General features: G+C 34.8%; 14 protein-coding genes, 1 pseudogene and 1 other annotated feature. Of the genes and pseudogenes, 8 read left to right on the top strand and 7 right to left on the bottom strand.

Annotation, left to right across the window (positions count from 1 at the left end; genetic code table 11):
• Window positions 1-11: 11 nt before the first annotated feature.
• Window positions 12-193: a binding site (T-box leader), on the bottom strand.
• Window positions 194-344: 151 nt separating this feature from the next.
• Both mnmH and selD read right to left on the bottom strand, forming a co-directional pair.
• A complete protein-coding gene (gene mnmH, locus BN1066_RS01715) occupies window positions 345-1,397 on the bottom strand; it encodes a tRNA 2-selenouridine(34) synthase MnmH (RefSeq protein WP_077317798.1) in 1,053 nt (350 codons plus the stop codon).
• Between the two features lie 306 nt (window positions 1,398-1,703).
• Window positions 1,704-2,753 carry a selenide, water dikinase SelD gene (gene selD, locus BN1066_RS01710; RefSeq protein ID WP_077317797.1) on the bottom strand — a complete coding sequence of 350 codons (1,050 nt, stop codon included), beginning with the start codon at window positions 2,751-2,753 and terminating at the stop codon, window positions 1,704-1,706.
• A 248-nt stretch (window positions 2,754-3,001) separates the two neighbouring features.
• Here selD and BN1066_RS01705 point away from each other — a divergent pair, with 248 nt between their 5' ends.
• Entirely contained in the window at window positions 3,002-4,204 is a 1,203-nt protein-coding gene (locus BN1066_RS01705; RefSeq protein WP_077317969.1) for a putative glycoside hydrolase, read from the top strand.
• Window positions 4,205-4,423: 219 nt separating this feature from the next.
• Window positions 4,424-4,961 (top strand): annotated as a pseudogene (locus BN1066_RS01700) (GNAT family N-acetyltransferase).
• Between the two features lie 73 nt (window positions 4,962-5,034).
• On the opposite strand, the gene BN1066_RS01695 reads toward BN1066_RS01700, so the two are convergent.
• Both BN1066_RS01695 and BN1066_RS01690 read right to left on the bottom strand, forming a co-directional pair.
• Window positions 5,035-6,390, bottom strand: a complete 1,356-nt coding sequence (locus BN1066_RS01695; protein ID WP_077317796.1) for an ammonium transporter — start codon at window positions 6,388-6,390, stop codon at window positions 5,035-5,037.
• Between the two features lie 15 nt (window positions 6,391-6,405).
• Window positions 6,406-6,747, bottom strand: a complete 342-nt coding sequence (locus BN1066_RS01690; protein WP_077317795.1) for a P-II family nitrogen regulator — start codon at window positions 6,745-6,747, stop codon at window positions 6,406-6,408.
• 434 nt (window positions 6,748-7,181) lie between these two features.
• On the opposite strand from BN1066_RS01690, the gene spxA reads away from it, so the two are divergent.
• From spxA to pepF, 4 genes are all read left to right on the top strand, one after another.
• Complete coding sequence (gene spxA, locus BN1066_RS01685) at window positions 7,182-7,577, top strand: transcriptional regulator SpxA (protein ID WP_077317794.1); 396 nt, start codon at window positions 7,182-7,184, stop codon at window positions 7,575-7,577.
• A 555-nt stretch (window positions 7,578-8,132) separates the two neighbouring features.
• Window positions 8,133-8,810 (top strand): adaptor protein MecA, encoded by a 678-nt coding sequence (gene mecA / locus BN1066_RS01680; RefSeq protein ID WP_077317793.1) that lies wholly within the window; start codon window positions 8,133-8,135, stop codon window positions 8,808-8,810.
• 925 nt (window positions 8,811-9,735) lie between these two features.
• Complete coding sequence (locus BN1066_RS01675; RefSeq protein WP_179104262.1) at window positions 9,736-10,929, top strand: competence protein CoiA; 1,194 nt, start codon at window positions 9,736-9,738, stop codon at window positions 10,927-10,929.
• A gap of 352 nt (window positions 10,930-11,281) precedes the next feature.
• A complete protein-coding gene (pepF, locus tag BN1066_RS01670; RefSeq protein ID WP_077317791.1) occupies window positions 11,282-13,093 on the top strand; it encodes an oligoendopeptidase F in 1,812 nt (603 codons plus the stop codon).
• Window positions 13,094-14,262: 1,169 nt separating this feature from the next.
• Here the strand turns inward: pepF and BN1066_RS01655 are convergent.
• The 3 genes from BN1066_RS01655 to BN1066_RS01645 form a co-directional block, all read right to left on the bottom strand.
• A complete protein-coding gene (locus BN1066_RS01655) occupies window positions 14,263-15,168 on the bottom strand; it encodes a ClpXP adapter SpxH family protein (protein WP_077317788.1) in 906 nt (301 codons plus the stop codon).
• A 17-nt stretch (window positions 15,169-15,185) separates the two neighbouring features.
• Window positions 15,186-15,569: a globin domain-containing protein gene (locus tag BN1066_RS01650; protein ID WP_077317787.1), complete on the bottom strand. Its 384-nt coding sequence runs from the start codon at window positions 15,567-15,569 to the stop codon at window positions 15,186-15,188.
• A gap of 157 nt (window positions 15,570-15,726) precedes the next feature.
• Window positions 15,727-16,299 carry a CYTH domain-containing protein gene (locus BN1066_RS01645; protein ID WP_077317786.1) on the bottom strand — a complete coding sequence of 191 codons (573 nt, stop codon included), beginning with the start codon at window positions 16,297-16,299 and terminating at the stop codon, window positions 15,727-15,729.
• A 424-nt stretch (window positions 16,300-16,723) separates the two neighbouring features.
• Between BN1066_RS01645 and yjbM the strand changes: the two genes are divergently transcribed.
• Complete coding sequence (gene yjbM, locus BN1066_RS01640; protein WP_077317785.1) at window positions 16,724-17,332, top strand: GTP diphosphokinase; 609 nt, start codon at window positions 16,724-16,726, stop codon at window positions 17,330-17,332.
• Window positions 17,333-17,417: 85 nt separating this feature from the next.
• Window positions 17,418-18,221, top strand: a complete 804-nt coding sequence (locus BN1066_RS01635; protein WP_077317784.1) for an NAD kinase — start codon at window positions 17,418-17,420, stop codon at window positions 18,219-18,221.
• The last annotated feature ends 4 nt before the right edge of the window (window positions 18,222-18,225 follow it).

Here is an 18,225-nt window from a genome sequence, read left to right as displayed (position 1 = left end):
ACCATCCAATAAATAGGGACGATTGAACCGCGGTGCCACCCTGATTACCTTACAAACAGCCAGTAAGGTCACTTTCAAATATAAAATTAGCTCGAAAGTCCACTTCCAATTAACCTTGGTACTTGTTTTCACCAGCCACAAGCTCTCTATAAACCAGCGGGCAATTGTACTATATCTTTGTCATCGCCAAACATATTAATTTTGTTTTATTATATAAATCTTAACTGTAAATTGCAAGCATCAAGAAGCAAAGATGCCTTTATTTAGATATTCTGTCTCATTCAGCAATAATGCGGAATCCAGTTTTTCTTCACTTAAAAATAAAATAAAGTTCATATGATGGCTTATTTACTTTTTATTATACTCCATTTACTGTCAATTTGCGTTTTCAATAAGTGATAAGCCTCTTCTATATTATTAGCTTTAATCGTTATCTTTCTATCTTCTGGTATTTGTTCCGTTGTATAATCATAAAGCGGGTCGTAATAGTATTCGAGTAACAGCCGGACAGCGGAATCATATCTTCCTAATTGCAAGTCCGTCTCAATCTGATTTGCAATAGGTGTATGAATTCGTTTCTTAATCCGTTTAAATGCTTCCAAGCAGGCTACTTCATGTTTCCATGGCTGATAATCTTCGATGATTTGTTTTGTTCGTTCTTCAATTGGTACATCGATAATAAATTGTGTTCCTCTTTCCTTTTTGTCTAACAGAAAATCCGGTAAAAGGATTCGGCCAATTCGTTTGCTTTCGCCTTCAATTAGTACAAATGGGGTATGCTTTAATTTGTCAATTTGTTCGATTAATAATGCATCAAATGTTTTTTGATTATGGGGTTTTAAACCAATTTGACCAAATATAGAACCTCGGTGGTTTGCCATTGCTTCGAGATCGATGACTGGATAATGAAAACTAGCTAGCTTTTTTAGTATGGTAGTTTTTCCTGATCCGGTATGTCCGTTTAATACACAAGCTTCTGATTCCCAATTTAATGTCTGTATTGTTTTTACGACCCAATTCCGATAACTACGGTAACCTCCATTTAAGCGATAAACTTTTATCCCCATTAAGTCAAGAACGGTGGCAGACGTTTTACTACGCATGCCACCACGCCAACAAAATATGACTTTCTCGCCATCTATCTTGGCAAACTCTTTTACAAAATCGGGGAGTTTTTTAGAAATAAGTTCTAATCCCTTTTCTTTTGCTGCCTGTGGGCTAACCTGTTTATATAAAGTTCCCACTTCTCTTCTTTCTGTATCATTAAAAAAAGGAATATTAATACTGCCAGGGATGGTGGCATTCTGATATTCTGATGGTGATCGTACATCAATAAGGTTCCATTTTTCTATTTGTTTTACCGACCGTAATTCTTCGATAGAAATATCTTGAATCAATGTCCTGCCACCTTTCTGAATACTAATTTGTAGTAAAGCCAACATGAATTCCCGTTAATTCGTTAAGTACACCAAGAAATTTAAGTTGAAGGGGACACATTTTCATGCTACGTTCAATCACCATCCATGGAAATGAATAGCCCTCATACGGAATGAAATCTTTTCACAAAGATGGATTTATTTAAAACAAACATAATTACTTCAGGGATGTTTTTATAATAGGAAACTATTTCACTCTTAGGCTTTAGACACTATCTATACTGGTAATTAGTATGAGCAAAGAAAGTAATTTTAATAACTATTAAGTCATTCATCCACGTAAATATGTCCGACTGATGCGTCAGTTGTCTCTCCAATAACAGAAGCATGTACTCCCGATTTTTTTAGTTCTGCAAGCAGATCATCGGCTTCTTCATTCGCTACAGCCATAAGCAATCCCCCAGATGTAACGGCATCACACAAGATTAATTGATCGATTTTATCCATTGTATCAGGAAAAGAAACATCGGAGAACACATGGGAAAAGTTATTTTTCGTTCCACCCGGTATAGCTCCTGATTCCGCTAATGATCTTACTCTCGGTAGTTTAGGAACTTGTTTATGATAAATATGCAGACTAACATTACTTGCTTTTGCCATTTCGGAGGCATGTCCTAATAAGCCAAAACCGGTAACATCCGTACATGCATGCACTTGATAATTTTGCATGACTTCAGCTGCCGTTCTATTTAATGTAGCCATTACATTTGTGACTTGATCAATTTCTTCTTTTGTTAGTAAATTTCGTTTGATAGAGGTTGTCAAGATACCTACACCGATTGGTTTTGTCAGAATTAACTTATCCCCAACACGAGCTCCACCGTTTGTTCTTACTTTATTAGGATGTACAATTCCGGTTACAGCGAGACCAAACTTTGGCTCTTTATCATCAATGGAATGACCGCCAACTAACGTGACATCAGCTTCTTTCAATTTATCTCCGGCTCCACGCAATATATCTGTTAAGATTTGTTTATTCAAGGTAGAGACTGGAAAGGCAACAATATTTAGTGCGGTAATTGGTGTTCCGCCCATTGCGTAAATATCACTAATTGCATTAGCAGCAGCAATTTGTCCAAATGAATATGGGTCATCTACAATTGGGGTAAAAAAATCAACGGTTTGAACTAAAGCTGTATCATCATTAATTCGATAGACACCAGCGTCATCACTAGTATGTAAACCAACAAGTAAATTTGGATTTGGAGTTGCTGGTGGTAACTCTCTCATAATTTCTGCTAGATCTGCAGGACCAATTTTACAACCGCATCCTCCTTTTGAAGTGAGAGAGGTGAGTTTAATTTTGTTGTTTGTCATAAAGAAAACTTCCTTTCTTATGAATCTACATATATTATAGACCAAACTTTTTCTCTTTGCATAATAGGGGCTGTTTAAAAACAACAAAAATGAATACATTGTGCTACTAGTAGAGTAATCATTCATTCTGCACATAATCTAGGAAATCGTATCTATTTTTCGGCAAAAAACGATAAAATCCATTTCATAATGACATATTATCCTTTATACTAGATTCATAATTAAAAAATGGGGATTGATAGGTTATGATGAGAAAGCGAATTCTGTTATTAGCAATACTGAGCATTGTTTTGTTAAATGTACCAGTTATTGTAAGTGCAAATGATAAAACAGTGACGGCAGGTTTGCATCAGGAACGTCAACTTAGTTTAAAATCACTGGATGATAAACTAAAGCGTTTTGTTTATACATCCGATTATAACTTTGAATATCCAGACGCTGTGCGTGGAATTTATGTAACCGGGCACTCTGCTGGGGGAAGCAAATTTAAATCGCTTGTTAAGTTAATAGAGAATACTGACTTAAATACAATGGTAATTGATATTAAAGAGGATAATGGGTATTTAACATTTACTCCGGAAAAGGGGTCGCCATATGAGGATATGGCAAAAAAATACATAAAAAATCCAAAGAAAATGATGCAGGAGCTTGAAGAAAAAGGAATTTATCCGATTGCTAGAGTCGTAGTATTTAAAGATTCTGTTTTAGCTAAAAAACGCCCAGATCTCTCTTTTACCAAAAACGGGCAAGTTTGGGTGAATGGAAAAGGGGAGGCATTCGTTAATCCATTTGAAAAAGAAGTATGGGAATATAATGTGCAGATCGGGAAAAAGGCAGCAGAAATGGGCTTTCAGGAAATTCAATTTGATTATGTTCGATTTCCGGAAGGCTTTGAAACAAGGGATAAAGAATTGGACTATGGTTTAGGCGACTATAAAGATATAGAAATGGATGATGTCAAGAAGCGAGTACAAGCAGTAACAGACTTTGTAAAGTATGCTCGTGAAGAATTGTCTAACTACGATGTCGATGTTTCGGTCGACATATTTGGCTACGCAGCAACTATAGAAGAAACGCCTGGCATAGGGCAGAACTTCTCAAAAATTGCAAGTAATGTTGACATTATTTCTTCGATGATATATCCAAGTCATTGGACTTCTTACTTTGGCATTGAAAATCCTGATACGGAGCCGTATAAGTTAGTTAGCGAATATGCAAAAGTAGAAAATGAAGTATTAGGTAAATTAGAGGATTCTCCAGTTTCTAGACCATGGATTCAGGACTTTGAAGCTCCTTGGTTATATTCTGGTGCACCAAAGCAATATGGTAAGGCAGAAGTAGAGGCACAAATTAAAGCATTGTATGAAAACGATATTCATGAGTTCCTACTTTGGAATGCGGCAAATGTTTATACGGAAAACGTAGATTATAAAGTAGGGCTTAGTGAATAACATAAATCTAAAAGGAAGTTTGTCATATAGTGATGACAGGCTTCTTTTTGTTTTTGTGGGAAATTATATCTGCTTCTACAAGGTGGATAGCTTTTTTGAAAAGTAGCATGTCTAGCTTAGGCGCTCAAGCGTAGAAAACTTCGCTCTCCTTCCTGAAGAATAAGGAGTAAATCTATGAATTGGTATGAGAAGTTAAAGTAATATTTTCCCATTGAAGAAATGAAATAAGAGAACATATGGAGATGCTTTTAGATGAAAAAGTGATGTTCTACTATAAAGATGAAAGTGACTTACATGTTGTAATGTTTGCAGAGTTTGATTCTTTTATTTTTATCTTTATCGATTATTTATGGGTGTCAGCAAAAGCAAGAGGACAAGAATTTGTACATTTGCTAATTAAGAAATTAAAGAAGAAAAACAAGCCAATTATCTTGGAAGTAGAACCTGTAGACTATGAAGATACTGATACCAAAAAACGTCTTCATTTCTACAACGGGAAGATTTTACACATGCTCAGTCGATTGATTACCGCAGAAGATCTTTAGCCACAAATAAACATACACAAATGGAAATTTTATACTGGTCACCGAACGATGAACAAGAGGATTTTATGTATGAACAAATGACACAAATGTATAAGGATATTTATACGTATAAAGATAAAGAAGTATATGGTCAATTCTATCAACATGTAGATGACGTGCTAACGTATGATGAAAATAGAGATGTTCATATATTAGATGATTTAAGATCGTAATGATAACCGTTAACAGCAAAGCCCCTTCATATAAGGGCTTTGCTGTTTTTCAAAGTAATAATATTCCAATTAACTAACTAGCTTCTTCTGATTTGGGGAGATTGTTCAACCGTTCAGCTAAACGTAAGCCATGACTAAAAGGTTCTTCATCAGTAGAAAAAAATGCTTCTTTAAATTCGTAGGCATTTGAACCATGTTCTGTAAAATCAAGGCCGGCAATTTCTTCTTCTTTGGATACACGTAAGGAAGTAATTCTGCTTACGATAGATAAGAGAACTCCCATAACTGTCATTGTCCATATAATTACAGCAATTACCCCCATAGCCTGAACTCCTAACTGCGCTATACCATGACCATAAAACAAACCAGTTGATGTAGAAAATAAGCCAACAGACAGCGTTCCCCAAATACCGCATATTCCATGAACAGTAATTGCTCCAACTGGATCATCTACTTGTAATTTTGTATCTAAAAAATGAATGCCTTCGACTAGAATAATTATGACACCAACAATAATAGAGCCAGTAAGTGATATTTCTGCACATCCAGCAGTAATTCCGACTAAGCCGCCAAGTACGCCGTTCAATGACAAAGAAGCGTCGACTCGTTTAAATCGCAGCTTGGAATAAAATGAGGAGGTGACGAGTGAAGCTGAGGTAGATAATAAAGTTGTTCCAATAACTGAAGGAACAATAGCTGGGTCTGCATCCATTGAGCTGCCCCCATTAAAACCGAACCAGCCTAACCAGAGAATAAATACACCTAAAGCAGCAATTGGAATATTATGACCTTGAATAACATTTATTTTATTTTCTGAATATTTACCAAGTCGTGGTCCTAACAATAAGACAGCGATAAGTGCACCTGTTGCACCAGTTAAATGAACAACAGTTGAACCGGCAAAATCAACAAAGCCTAAATCTGTTAACCAGCCATTTCCTTGCCAAACCCAGTGACCAACAACAGGATAAATAAAAGCGGTCATCGCAATTACAATGAAGAGATAGACACTTAATTTGATTCGCTCTGCAACAGCTCCGGAAATGATTGTAGCACATGTTGCAACAAACATTGCTTGAAAGATAAAAAATCCAATATCCTCCACATTATTTAACATAAAACTGTTTGTACCAATAAATGAACTACTTGAAGTACCAAACATAAGTCCATAACCTACAAAGTAGAACAATAATGATCCAATACAAATAGTGAAGAGATTTTTCATCAAAATATTTAACGAATTTTTTGCCCGTGTAAAGCCTACTTCAACCATTGCAAATCCAGCGTGCATAAAAAACACTAAAATAGCGCCAAGCATTACCCAGACTAAGTTAATCGATGTTTCCAGAGAAGCAGTCGTTGGAGCAGCATATACAGGAAAGGTAATAAAGCAAGTGAGTAAAATAAGAAATAAGCATTTCCTTAACATGATCATCCTCCTTATTTATAAAACAGATTTTTTCCCTTTTTCACCAGTTCTGATTCTAATTGTTTGTTCGATGGGGGATACAAAAATTTTTCCATCGCCAATATTTCCTGTATTACAATGTGTAATGATTAATTTAATAATCTCTTCTACCTTTTGTTCTTCAACAACTATTTCAATTTTTATTTTAGGGAGTAATTGAACTTGAAATGCTGTACCGCGAAACAGACCTTCTTTGCCTTTTTGTTTTCCGGTTCCCGCTGCTTCGGTGATGGTTAATCCACCAACTCCTGCCTTTGATAAAGCTTTTCGAAGTGATTGAAACTTTTCAGGCCTAATAATTGCTTTAATTTTCTTCATGAAATCCCCCCTTCCTGTGTCAGGAAACCTAACATGATAAGTTATGTGAATTATCATAATTGGTAAAGAAAATAAAAGCAAGAGTTTTTTTAAATTTTTTTTAGAAAAATCAGAGTGTCCATATTTCACGGGAAATTGACTATCGTTATCAATAAATCTTTTGATAAAAGAATTGCAAATAAAAAAGTAATGCATTTATTTTTTCAAATAACATGTTTAAATAAAAATTAATATGGGTAATTTACTTATAAGCGTAAAAAATTATTTCATGAACAAGCATAAAAATCACAACTTTTCTCAAATATCCTCTACCTTTCACTTGACAATTGTAGTATAATTACATATAGGGTAAATTAAACTTATTTTAATTTAATAAGTCATTCAAAGTTTATGAAATAAACTAAATATACATTAGATTGAGGAGTGAAGTTTTAATGGTTACACTTTATACCTCACCAAGTTGTACATCGTGTAGAAAAGCAAAAGCATGGTTGGAAGAACATGATATACCGTTTAAGGAACGTAATATATTTTCTGAACCGTTAACGTTGGATGAGATAAAGGAAATTTTACGTATGACTGAAGATGGTACGGATGAGATTATTTCAACCCGATCAAAAGTTTTTCAAAAATTGGATGTTAATATTGATCAATTGCCGATGAAGGATCTTTTTAAGTTAATCCAACAAAATCCAGGATTGTTAAGAAGACCAATTATTTTAGATGAAAAACGCCTGCAAGTTGGCTATAATGAGGACGAAATTCGACGTTTCCTTCCACGAACGGTACGTACATTTCAGTTACGAGAAGCACAGCGAATGGTTAATTAATATAAACCTCCAAAAAGTTTTGGTGTTGACATATTTTAATCTATCCAGCTTTATAAAGAACAACAATTATAAAAAACACAGATCGTATATTTGATCTGTGTTTTTTAAATGAAAAATTTGTAATTTTTGTACTATAGGATGGTATAAAACTTTAGGCTTTATAATATAAGAAAAACGATAGCTTTCGCCATAAATACTTGGCGACAAGGCAAGTCTTTCTAATAAACGATTTTCAGCTTTGAAAGGCAGTATTAACACATATCATATTATTTTAAAAAAATCGTCACAAAAGTGGCGTGACAAAACTTTAAATATAGGTTAAAATATGTTACTAATTAAATAGGCATATATATTTCCAAATTCATGGTTACTATCATACAATATGGATAGTAATCAGTTTATAGATAATGAGGTTTTAAATGGGAGTTTAGCTTAATCCGATCATGCAACAAAATCGAGATTAGTTAAAAAAAAAACAGGGTATCTATATTATAAGTTATATATGTGGTGAAGCTGTATCTTCCACCTACCTATATAAGAAGGGGGAGAAAAAACATGGAAATCGAGAGAATAAACGAAAATACAGTAAAATTTTATATCTCATATATGGATATTGAAGATCGTGGTTTTGAACGGGAAGAAATCTGGTATAATCGGGAACGCAGTGAACAATTATTTTGGCAAATGATGGATGAAGTGAATTATAAGGAAGATTTTAATGTCGATGGCCCATTATGGATTCAAGTACAAGCCTTGGAAAAAGGACTTGAAATTATTGTGACCAAAGCTCAGATTTCTAAAAATGGAGATAATTTAGAGTTACAAACGGAGGATGGAAATACAGTTGATTTTCCGATGGACAAGAAAATAGAAAATATGTTAGAAGACAAATTTGATAAGCATGAAGAAGAAATGCAGGATGATGACGACAAACTATGGATTATTGCAGATTTCAACGATTTTGAAGATGTTATCCAATTAAGTCATTATTTTACAGACTATCATATAGGTATAAGAGAAACGCTCTATCATTTTGACGATACCTACTATTTATATATTGAGTTTTCTGAAGAGGAACTAGAAGAAGAAGAACAAGAAAACATCATAAGTAAAGTATTCGAATTTGGAAATGATTCGGATATTACGATTCATGTACTTGAGGAATACGGAAAGAAAATTTTTAAGAATGATACGTTTGCCCAGGTTAGAAAATACTTCCCTGTCCATGTATAGGCACTCTAAAAGAGTGTCTTTTTTATTATTTAGGAAAAGACATTTGTTTCTCCATGCGGATATCTTTTTTGAAAATAGCATCGTCGTTTTGTCTAGCTTAAGTGCTCGTGCTGCTAGCAAACTTCACCTTCTTCCTACAATAAGTCAACAACGGCTCGAATCTAAAGGAATATCGACTATAAACGGGCTTACGGTCCAACATCGGCACCTCCTGTTTTAGAGGCATGTTTTCTTTATCCCGCATATAAGGTGCCGTATGTTGGAATTTTAAAATCATTAAGTCCCCAGTACAACTCATAATGTTGGATCGATAGCTAGCCTACAATGAAATCTCCTACATATTGTTATTTTAATTTCTGCAAAAAAATGCTAGAAAAGAAGGGATACCACGATTTCTTGTCGAATACTAATAGATAAGCTGTTTATTTACCTCGTCATATTTATTAATTATCCTTGACGAGTAACCAGCTCAAAATGGGCTCCACATGGATAAAAGTGAAAACAGTTATAAGTTAGATTAATGAGTGTTGTAAGTATTTTAAATCTCAATTAACGTTGGTTTATCTACAATTCACAATATTTATTTTACTTTCCTACTCTTGTTTGCTTCAGATGGTAACATCATCACTTTTTCATCTCCTTTTAGTAAAGAATACTCCAAAATTGCTTATAAAATCCAATACATTTAAATATCACAATATTACTATTAGAGGATTAGATAAAAAGTCAAAGGCTGACTTTCCTTGTTCAAAAATGTTCTTTTTAGTACTATAGGAAAGTATAATACTTTAGGCTTTATCGTATAAGAAAAACGATAGCTTTCGCTAAAGACTTGGCGACAAGCCAAGTCTTTCTAATAAAATAGGACAAGGAGTAAACGAAATGTTATTTTTTTCACAGTAAAATTTTAGCGGAGGTGTTAGTTGTGTTACAAGCCATAAACCAAAATGGGCAGAAGGTCATATTGTTTAATAAATCTGTTCAAGAAATAGAGAAGTTGAAAACCAATAAACATAACTTTATTTGTCCAGTTTGCAAGGGGAAAGTGTACCTTCGTTCAGGGAAAAGAGTTATACCTCACTTTGTTCATTATTCTATAAAAACATGTGACTCTATAAGTAGAGGTGAAAGCATATATCATGATCAAGGAAAGATGATGTTATACAGATGGTTACTACATCAGCAATTGTCCGTTAAGTTAGAGCCATTTATACAAACGATTCGTCAACGGCCTGATATATTGCTTATAATCGGAAGAAAAAGAATAGCTATTGAGTATCAATGTAGCCCCATTTCACCAGCTGTTATAAAAGCAAGAAATGATGGGTATCGTTCGCTAAGTATTTTTCCCATTTGGATTATTGGTGCGAAATATTTTCAAAGAAAAAGCCGATATAAACTGCATATTTCTTCATTTATCCAATCTTTAATTCATCAATTTTCTCCAACATCATCTCCTCTGATTTTCTTTTTCTGTCCATACACCTCCAGGTTAATTACAGTTCAGGATTTATATATGGTAACAAATCGTATGATATTGGGAAAAATAACTGACTATAAACTCAGCCAAGTGTCGTTTATTCAGTTATTTCATGAAAAAGCGTTTAGTAGTAAGGAGTTATATTCCATATGGCATAAAGAAAAACACTCTTTTCGAACAAAACAAAGAGGACGATTATCCAAGCGAGAATTAAACTGGCATCGATGGCTATATGAAAAACGATTACATCTTCACTCACTTCCGTCGATCATTCATTTACCAATTAGCTCGCAATATATGATGCGAGTTCCACTTTGGAATTGGCAAAGCAAATGGGTGATAGAAAGATTTATCCCAAGACAAAATGGAGAAATCATTCAACTTCACCATCGTTCATTGCGAAATGAAATGTATCAACAAAAGGATTTCTCATTAACCTATCAAGTTTCTGAATTAAGTGATCCGCTTTATCAATATTTACGAATTCTCAGCCAGCTTAAAATAGTAAAAAAAATATCTGCTATGACATTCATTAAACTAAGCGATATTGACTTTCCAACAACTATCGAGGAAGCAATTGCTGCAGATAAAGAGGTACTTCGACAATTACAAAAGCAAAATAAAAGCATGTTTCCTTAACAATACGATATACTAAATAGCAAAAGTTCTTTTTAAATTGGTTCAAAGGTTCGTTACAAACGATAAAGCGAATTTCTTTATACATCAAAAAGACACTATCGCTAAAGCAAGACGTAAGTGGATATTTGAATGGCAAAGCTGTACCAAGTGTAATTAGCCGATCATTTGTACTATGCTTGTCGCTAGCAAGTTTTTTTAATTGACTACTCGCCTTGGACTGCATGTTTCCGTAATAGCCTCGAATTCGCTTGTTGAAGCTAAGCAAGTTAAACTTTTCGGTCCTTTTTGAACCTATACGTTTAGAGAGAACATCATAGTTTTATTCGTTTTAAAGAAAAAGGAGGATTTTACTTTGTCAACAAATAAAAAAGTTTTGCCAAAACGTGAAGAAATCCCAGTTGAATTAACATGGAAGTTGGAAGATATTTTTGAAACGGATGAGGCATGGGAACAGGAAATGGCTAAGTTACAAGAGGAAATCCCGAAAATCGAGCAATACCAAGGTAAATTAGGTGAAAGTGCTGAAAATCTTTATGAAGTGTTACAGCTCCAAGATCATCTGTCAGAACGATTGGGAAAGCTCTTTACATATGCGCACATGCGCTATGACCAAGATACGACTAATTCATTTTATCAACGGCTAAATGCTCAAGCTGAAAGTATTCTTACCGTTGCCTCAAGTAAGATGAGTTATATTGTTCCTGAAATTTTATCCATAGATGAAGCTAAGCTAAATAGCTTTATAAAAGAAGAACAAGGTTTGCAAGGTTATCAAAAAACATTAGATGAGATTACAAGGCAACGCCCGCATATTTTAAGTGAGCGTGAAGAAGCTATACTTGCAGAAGCCTCAGAACCAATGGGGGCCACTGCGCAAACATTTAGCATGCTTAATAATGCAGATCTTACTTTTCCAATAATTAAAGATGAGAATGGTGAAGAAGTGGAGGTCACTCACGGCCGGTATATCCGTTTTATGGAATCAAAGGATCGTTCTGTACGTCAAGCGGCTTTTAAAGCGGTGTATGAAACATATGGCAAATTTCAACATACCTTTGCTTCTACACTAAGCGGAAATATTAAAAAAGATAATTTTTTTGCTAAAATAAGAAATTATGATTCCGCAAGACAAGCAGCATTAGATAATAATAATATTCCGGAAGAAGTTTATGACCATTTGGTGAAAGCTGTGAATGAAAAGTTGCCACTACTGCATCGTTATATTAAACTTCGTAAGAAGGTACTTGGGTTAAAAGAATTGCATATGTATGACTTATACACACCTTTAGTCCAAGATGTCGATATGAAAATCACGTATGAAAAAGCTCAAGACTATGTACTAAAGGGACTTGCTCCATTAGGTAATGACTATTTAAGTGTTATTAAAAAAGCATATGAAGGTCGTTGGATTGATGTTGAGGAAAATAAAGGGAAACGAAGTGGAGCTTATTCTTCAGGCTCATATGGTACAAACCCTTATATTTTGTTAAATTGGCAAAATAACGTTAATGATACGTTTACATTAGCACATGAGCTTGGACATTCTGTTCATAGTTACTATACAAGAAAGAATCAACCGTTCCGTTACGGAAATTATTCGATTTTTGTAGCAGAGGTAGCTTCCACCTGTAATGAAGCACTGCTAAATGATTATTTATTAAATAACCTAGAGGATGAAAAACAAAGACTATACTTACTTAATCACTTTTTAGAAGGGTTTAGAGGTACTGTCTTCCGTCAAACGATGTTTGCTGAATTTGAGCATACAATTCACTTAAAGCAACAGCAAGGAGAAGCTTTAACAGCAGAAAAACTAACAGAAATTTACTATGACTTAAATAAAAAGTATTATGGGGAAGAAGTTGTTTCCGATCAAGAAATTGGTCTGGAATGGGCAAGAATACCTCATTTTTATTACAATTATTACGTATATCAATATGCAACTGGTTATTCTGCTGCAACAGCATTAGCACAACAAATATTAGACAAAAAAGATGGTGCAGTAGAAAAATATATCGATTTTCTAAAAGCAGGAAGCAGTGATTATCCGATTGAAGTTTTGAAAAAAGCCGGAGTAGATATGAGCTCAAAACAACCAATATTGGATGCTTTACAAGTATTTGATGAGAAGCTGCAACAATTGGAAAAAATGCTAAGTGAATAAATCAAAAAAAGCAGGTCATGAAACCTGCTTTTTTTGATTTTAGCATGAAGGATAATCGTCGGATAAAAATGAAATGTTTAAGTACAGGTGCAACTAAGACATTATCTATGCATATGGGTTTGCATTACCCATTATTTCTTCATATGTTAAAAAGATAAAATTTTTGCTTGAAAGTTAGTTCGACATAGTTAGAGTATTTAAATGTTTGAAGTGTACGAGTATGACAACGCCCACGTTTAAGCTTACCTTTGTCCACGTTGCATTTATCCCGCATGTAAGGTGCCGTAAGACTCCCACTTCAAGAGCCTTGAGTTGATACAAAAGGTCTAAGTGGGAGAAAACGGCACCTAAATGCCCGATTCGTTCAAGGGCCTTTAGGTCATACCCTTGTGGTACTAACATTCAGTAGGAGATGGAAGAAAACTCCTACTGAATGAAGGTTCATTTTATCGTGTTCCTCGGTAAAGACGCTTGCTTGTGAATGAGTAGATGGTTAAGTAAATGGATATAAACAACAAAGGCAATGTGATGTAAAGAGGAATTACCTGTAAAAATCCTAAAATATTTAAAACAAAAGCAAAACCGGTTAAAAGTAAAAATAATAATGGCTGAATAAAACGTTTCAAGCTATCACCTCTGTATAAAATTACAATGGATTATAAAAGCATATGCAATTGGAAAGCGCTTTATTCGTGACATTTTTGTGAAAACATGCACAAGGTTATTGATTCTTTGTGAAATGATTGGTATATTAAGAATGTAAGTTAGATACAAACAAAACCCCTTTGTTTGATCATGAAACTTTCTCCCATCCCCCTTTGTTATTACAAAGAGAAAAGAAGGATATGCGCTGCCCCGCATATCCTTCTTTCTTTGTGTTAAAGCAAAGTATAAAACTTTAGGTATTATCCCGCATGTAAGGTGCCGTAAGTTTCCCACTTCAAGACCTGAGTTCGTGCAAGGGGTCAAAGTGGGAGAAAACGGCACCTAAATGCCCGATTGGTTCAAGGGCCTTTAGGTCATACCCTTGTGGTACTAACATTCCGTGTAAAGAGCATTCCATGGAATGAAGTTTCACTTTATCGTATAAGAAAAACGATAGCTTTCTTTCTCCATAAAGACTTGGCGACAAGCCAAGTTTTTCTTATACAAAAAATAAAAAGCCTTGATTAAGGCCTTTGTTCATCTTCATATTTCCAGAAGTCCCCATACTTTACTGGGATTCGCGTCACTTTTTGCTTCAATTGTAGCTTTTTCATTTCTCGTTCTGCTTTTGCCATAGACCAATCGTAAACTACAGCAATTTCCTTTGTTCCGACTGTTTTATAATAAGAAAGAAAATCCTCTAGCATTGGTTTCTCAGAAGGAATCGGCTGTTTTTCCAAAATTTCTCTTAATACACGGACATAAATATCATATGGATAAAGACCAGAGATTTTAATACCTTGTCCTTCTGTGAATTGGTTAAAAAAGACAAGTGTTGGAATATAATCAACTTCCATTTCTTGAGTTAGCTTTACGTCACATTGAAAGGCTTTTTTAGCAGAGGAAGAAAATAAGTCGGATGAGAATTCTTCTACATCTAAATTTGCAGCTTTTGCACAAGCGTAAAGTGTTTCTTCACAAGAAATATCTTGCTTATATAGGAATGCACTTTCTTGAATTTTACGAAGAAAGGTTTTGCCTGCCTTTTTACCTTGTAATTCTGCAGCCTTGACAGCCAAGGAGGCAATCCATGGATAAGACACCGGATTTTCTAACCATAAATCACCGTCACAGCACATGCCTGTTCGATTTGCAGTTTTTTCCCAAATAGCTTTTATTTTTAGCGGGCGATCAAATTGGTCTTTATTCAGTGTACTTAAATGTCCACTTATGATCGGACGAATGGTGAAAAATCTGCCATACTCAGTTGAGAGTTTCTTTAAGAAGGGCTCAAGCGCCCAGCACTCAGGACATAAGGGATCGACAAAAACATAAATCTCGATGGGTTTTTGAACAACATTAACATAGCTATATTTTTCCGATGTGTTTGTTTGATAAATGGATTTAAATCCAGAGTGTTCCCAACTCACACCGATTCTCCTTTCTCCTATTCTGGTGTGTTCATCATGTGGTTAGCAGTTAAGGTTAGTTTTTCAAATATAGCCGTACGGTAAGGTTCGTTTATTTCAGCTTCTACTAGTGCAAGTGCCATACATTCAAGCCAAGCATCTTTTCGTGTTGGCGTTATTTCAAAAGGTAAATGTCTTCTTCGCAACATTGGATGTCCCCGTTCTTCAGAATATAATGGAGGACCTCCAAAAAACTGAGTAAGGAATAACTTTTGTTTATAGATCGTTTCTGTTAAGTCTTCAGGAAATATTGGAATTAAATCAGGATGCCGGCTTACATGTGCGTAAAACGTTTGTACGAGCCGTTGTACAGCAATACTTCCGCCTATCGCTTCAAAAATAGAGTTTGCTTGTTTCTTCATGAGTATTCCCCTTGCTTCGGTTTCTATATATTGTAGCAACGGAATAGCAAGTGAGCAAATAATCTGATTAAATTTGTCCTCTACTTCATCATTGTACTCGATCAGTTGATATAAAATTTTAGAGAAAATAGAGGTGTGAACAAATTGTTACAAGAAATTAATTCTCAAAACTAGCAAAAAATCGTTCCACCTTATTTGGCGTTTTTCTTCGAGGTATTTGGTAATGATGGAGCAACTCCTGAAATTGAGTGAATCCATTTTCTCTTGTATCGGCCTCTAGCTCGAGCTCGTAGTCTGATTTTCCATTATAAAAGCTATAATCTAAAACAAATATTAAGTTGTTTTTATATAATTCCTTACGCTTGGTCGTTAAGCTGCCAAAACAATGTAAAGAAGATAGACGGATTCCTAAATCTTTAAGACGAGCCGTAGTTTCAGGCTTTTCTATGACCTTACCTTGAATCCAACTGTCAGCTTCCTCTTTTGAAAGAGTATCATGCGTTTCTAATAAACCTTTTTCATGAGGTTCCTTTAACGTTAGTTGATAGAAATTGTTTTTCTCACGAATCCTTAAAGCACAACCTAACTCTTGCAATGAACGATGCTTTGTTTCAAAATAGTAGTTAGTTTGTATTTGGCTTTCGGTTGGAAATGGAATATGTTTTAACAATTTATTATATTCCTCAATGGTTAATAAATTTTTAAATTCAATCTCTATTTCTTGAGCCATACTCGTCCTCCCTCGATACAATAACCTTGCTAAAATTGATTATCGCTAATCTAGCGCAAATTTGCAAAGAATAATGTGCTGGGTTTACAAAAAAATGTATAAAATATGGCTTTTCCTTCCATGTTATTTATTTTATCGTTCATTTATGAGCAGAACATTGTTCTATTGATTTGTGAAAGCGGTACCTATTGAAGGTTAGGAAGTGGTTTAATCATTTAGAAAACGAAAGAGGACATGCTTTTTCAGTAAGTTAGGACCAGTTATTACAAACATTAGTCTGGCAAAATAGATAATCAGTAGTAATGGAAAATAATGCTTATTTAAGCCGCTTTATCTTGTTTCATGAACAAGCAATATTCTGGAATAATGTGATACAATAAGGGAGGCTTAATACGAGAGATGAACATATCAGGTGGTGTTGAATGTGAATTGGAAATCTACACTTGCGCCATATGCGCAGGTTGTTGAAGAGTTGAAAGTAAAACTAAAGGGGATTCATAAGCAATTTGAATATGAGTCAAAACATTCACCGATTGAGTTTATTACTGGTCGTGTGAAGCCAGTACCTAGTATTTTGGAAAAAGCAGAAAGTAAGAAAATACCGTTAGAAGATATTGAAAAAGAAATTCAGGATATAGCAGGGGTAAGAGTTGTATGTCAGTTTGTGGATGATATTTATACTGTGGTTGAGATGATTCGAGCTAGAAATGACTTAACAATCGTTGAAGAAAAGGATTATGTATCGAAAAAAAAGGCAAGCGGCTACCGTTCTTATCATCTAATTATTGAGTACCCTGTTGAGACAATTGATGGGATGAAAAAATTGCTGGCAGAAATTCAGATTCGTACACTAGCAATGAATTTCTGGGCGACGAATGAACACTCATTAAATTATAAATATAAAGGGAGTATACCGGCTAATATTAAAGTACGTTTACAAAATGCAGCAGAAGCGGCTTTTCAATTAGATGAAGAAATGTCAAAAATTAAACATGAAGTTCAGGAAGCACAACGTATTTTTCATCGTAAGTAGCTGGATTTCCTCCTAACGAAAGGAAACGAATCAATGATAAGCTGAAAAATCGATATATGCTATCGCTCTAAAGGAGGATGTAGACATGAAATTTGCCATTGTTTCAAGAGGGGACGGCCGTTCTGAACAGATTAAAGCAACACTTAAGCAACATTTAACTGATTTTAAATTAGAGTATAACGATAATGAACCGGCGCTTGTCATATCCGTTGGGGGAGATGGTACATTTTTAGAAGCATTTCATACGTATATTCACCGCTTAAATTCCACTGCTTTTATTGGGATACATACGGGACATTTAGGGTTTTATGCGGACTGGACTCCGGATGAACTTGAAAAGTTGATTATTGAAATCGCTAAAACGCCATTTCAGATTGTGGAATATCCATTATTAGAAGTGATTATCCGCGGGAAAACGGGAGGAATTGAAGATCAATTTTTAGCACTTAATGAAGCTACGATAAAAACTGCTGATGGTTCTGTTGTTTTTGATGTAGAAATTAAAGGAGAACATTTTGAAACATTCCGTGGTGATGGATTATGTATTTCTACACCATCTGGAAGTACAGCTTATAATAAAGCTTTAGGTGGAGCGATCATTCATCCATCGCTTGACGCCATTCAGTTAACCGAGATGGCTTCCATTAATAACCGCGTGTTCCGAACAATTGGTTCACCACTAATTTTACCAAAGCATCATACATGTTTGTTAAAGCCGGTCGTTGATCGCAGCTTTTTAATTGCAGTTGATCATTTTACAACGAATTACGCAAATGTTAAATCGATACAATGTCGGGTTGCTGAAGAACGAATTCGTTTTGCCAGGTTTCGTCAATTTCCTTTCTGGAAGCGGGTACGTGAATCGTTTGTTGCAGCTGATAATTATTAATGTA

The organism is Virgibacillus proomii (assembly GCF_900162615.1).
Taxonomy (GTDB): Bacteria; Bacillota; Bacilli; order Bacillales; family Amphibacillaceae; genus Virgibacillus; species Virgibacillus proomii.
This window is presented reverse-complemented; position numbering and strand designations above follow the sequence as displayed.

Coding starts and splice junctions, on each gene's coding strand:
- BN1066_RS01695 (WP_077317796.1), bottom strand. CDS start 6,390: ATGTTAAGGAAATGCTTATTTCTTATTTTACTCACTTGCTTTATTACC.
- selD (WP_077317797.1), bottom strand. CDS start 2,753: ATGACAAACAACAAAATTAAACTCACCTCTCTCACTTCAAAAGGAGGA.
- spxA (WP_077317794.1), top strand. CDS start 7,182: ATGGTTACACTTTATACCTCACCAAGTTGTACATCGTGTAGAAAAGCA.
- BN1066_RS01705 (WP_077317969.1), top strand. CDS start 3,002: ATGAGAAAGCGAATTCTGTTATTAGCAATACTGAGCATTGTTTTGTTA.
- mecA (WP_077317793.1), top strand. CDS start 8,133: ATGGAAATCGAGAGAATAAACGAAAATACAGTAAAATTTTATATCTCA.
- BN1066_RS01690 (WP_077317795.1), bottom strand. CDS start 6,747: ATGAAGAAAATTAAAGCAATTATTAGGCCTGAAAAGTTTCAATCACTT.
- BN1066_RS01635 (WP_077317784.1), top strand. CDS start 17,418: ATGAAATTTGCCATTGTTTCAAGAGGGGACGGCCGTTCTGAACAGATT.
- BN1066_RS01645 (WP_077317786.1), bottom strand. CDS start 16,299: ATGGCTCAAGAAATAGAGATTGAATTTAAAAATTTATTAACCATTGAG.
- BN1066_RS01650 (WP_077317787.1), bottom strand. CDS start 15,569: ATGAAGAAACAAGCAAACTCTATTTTTGAAGCGATAGGCGGAAGTATT.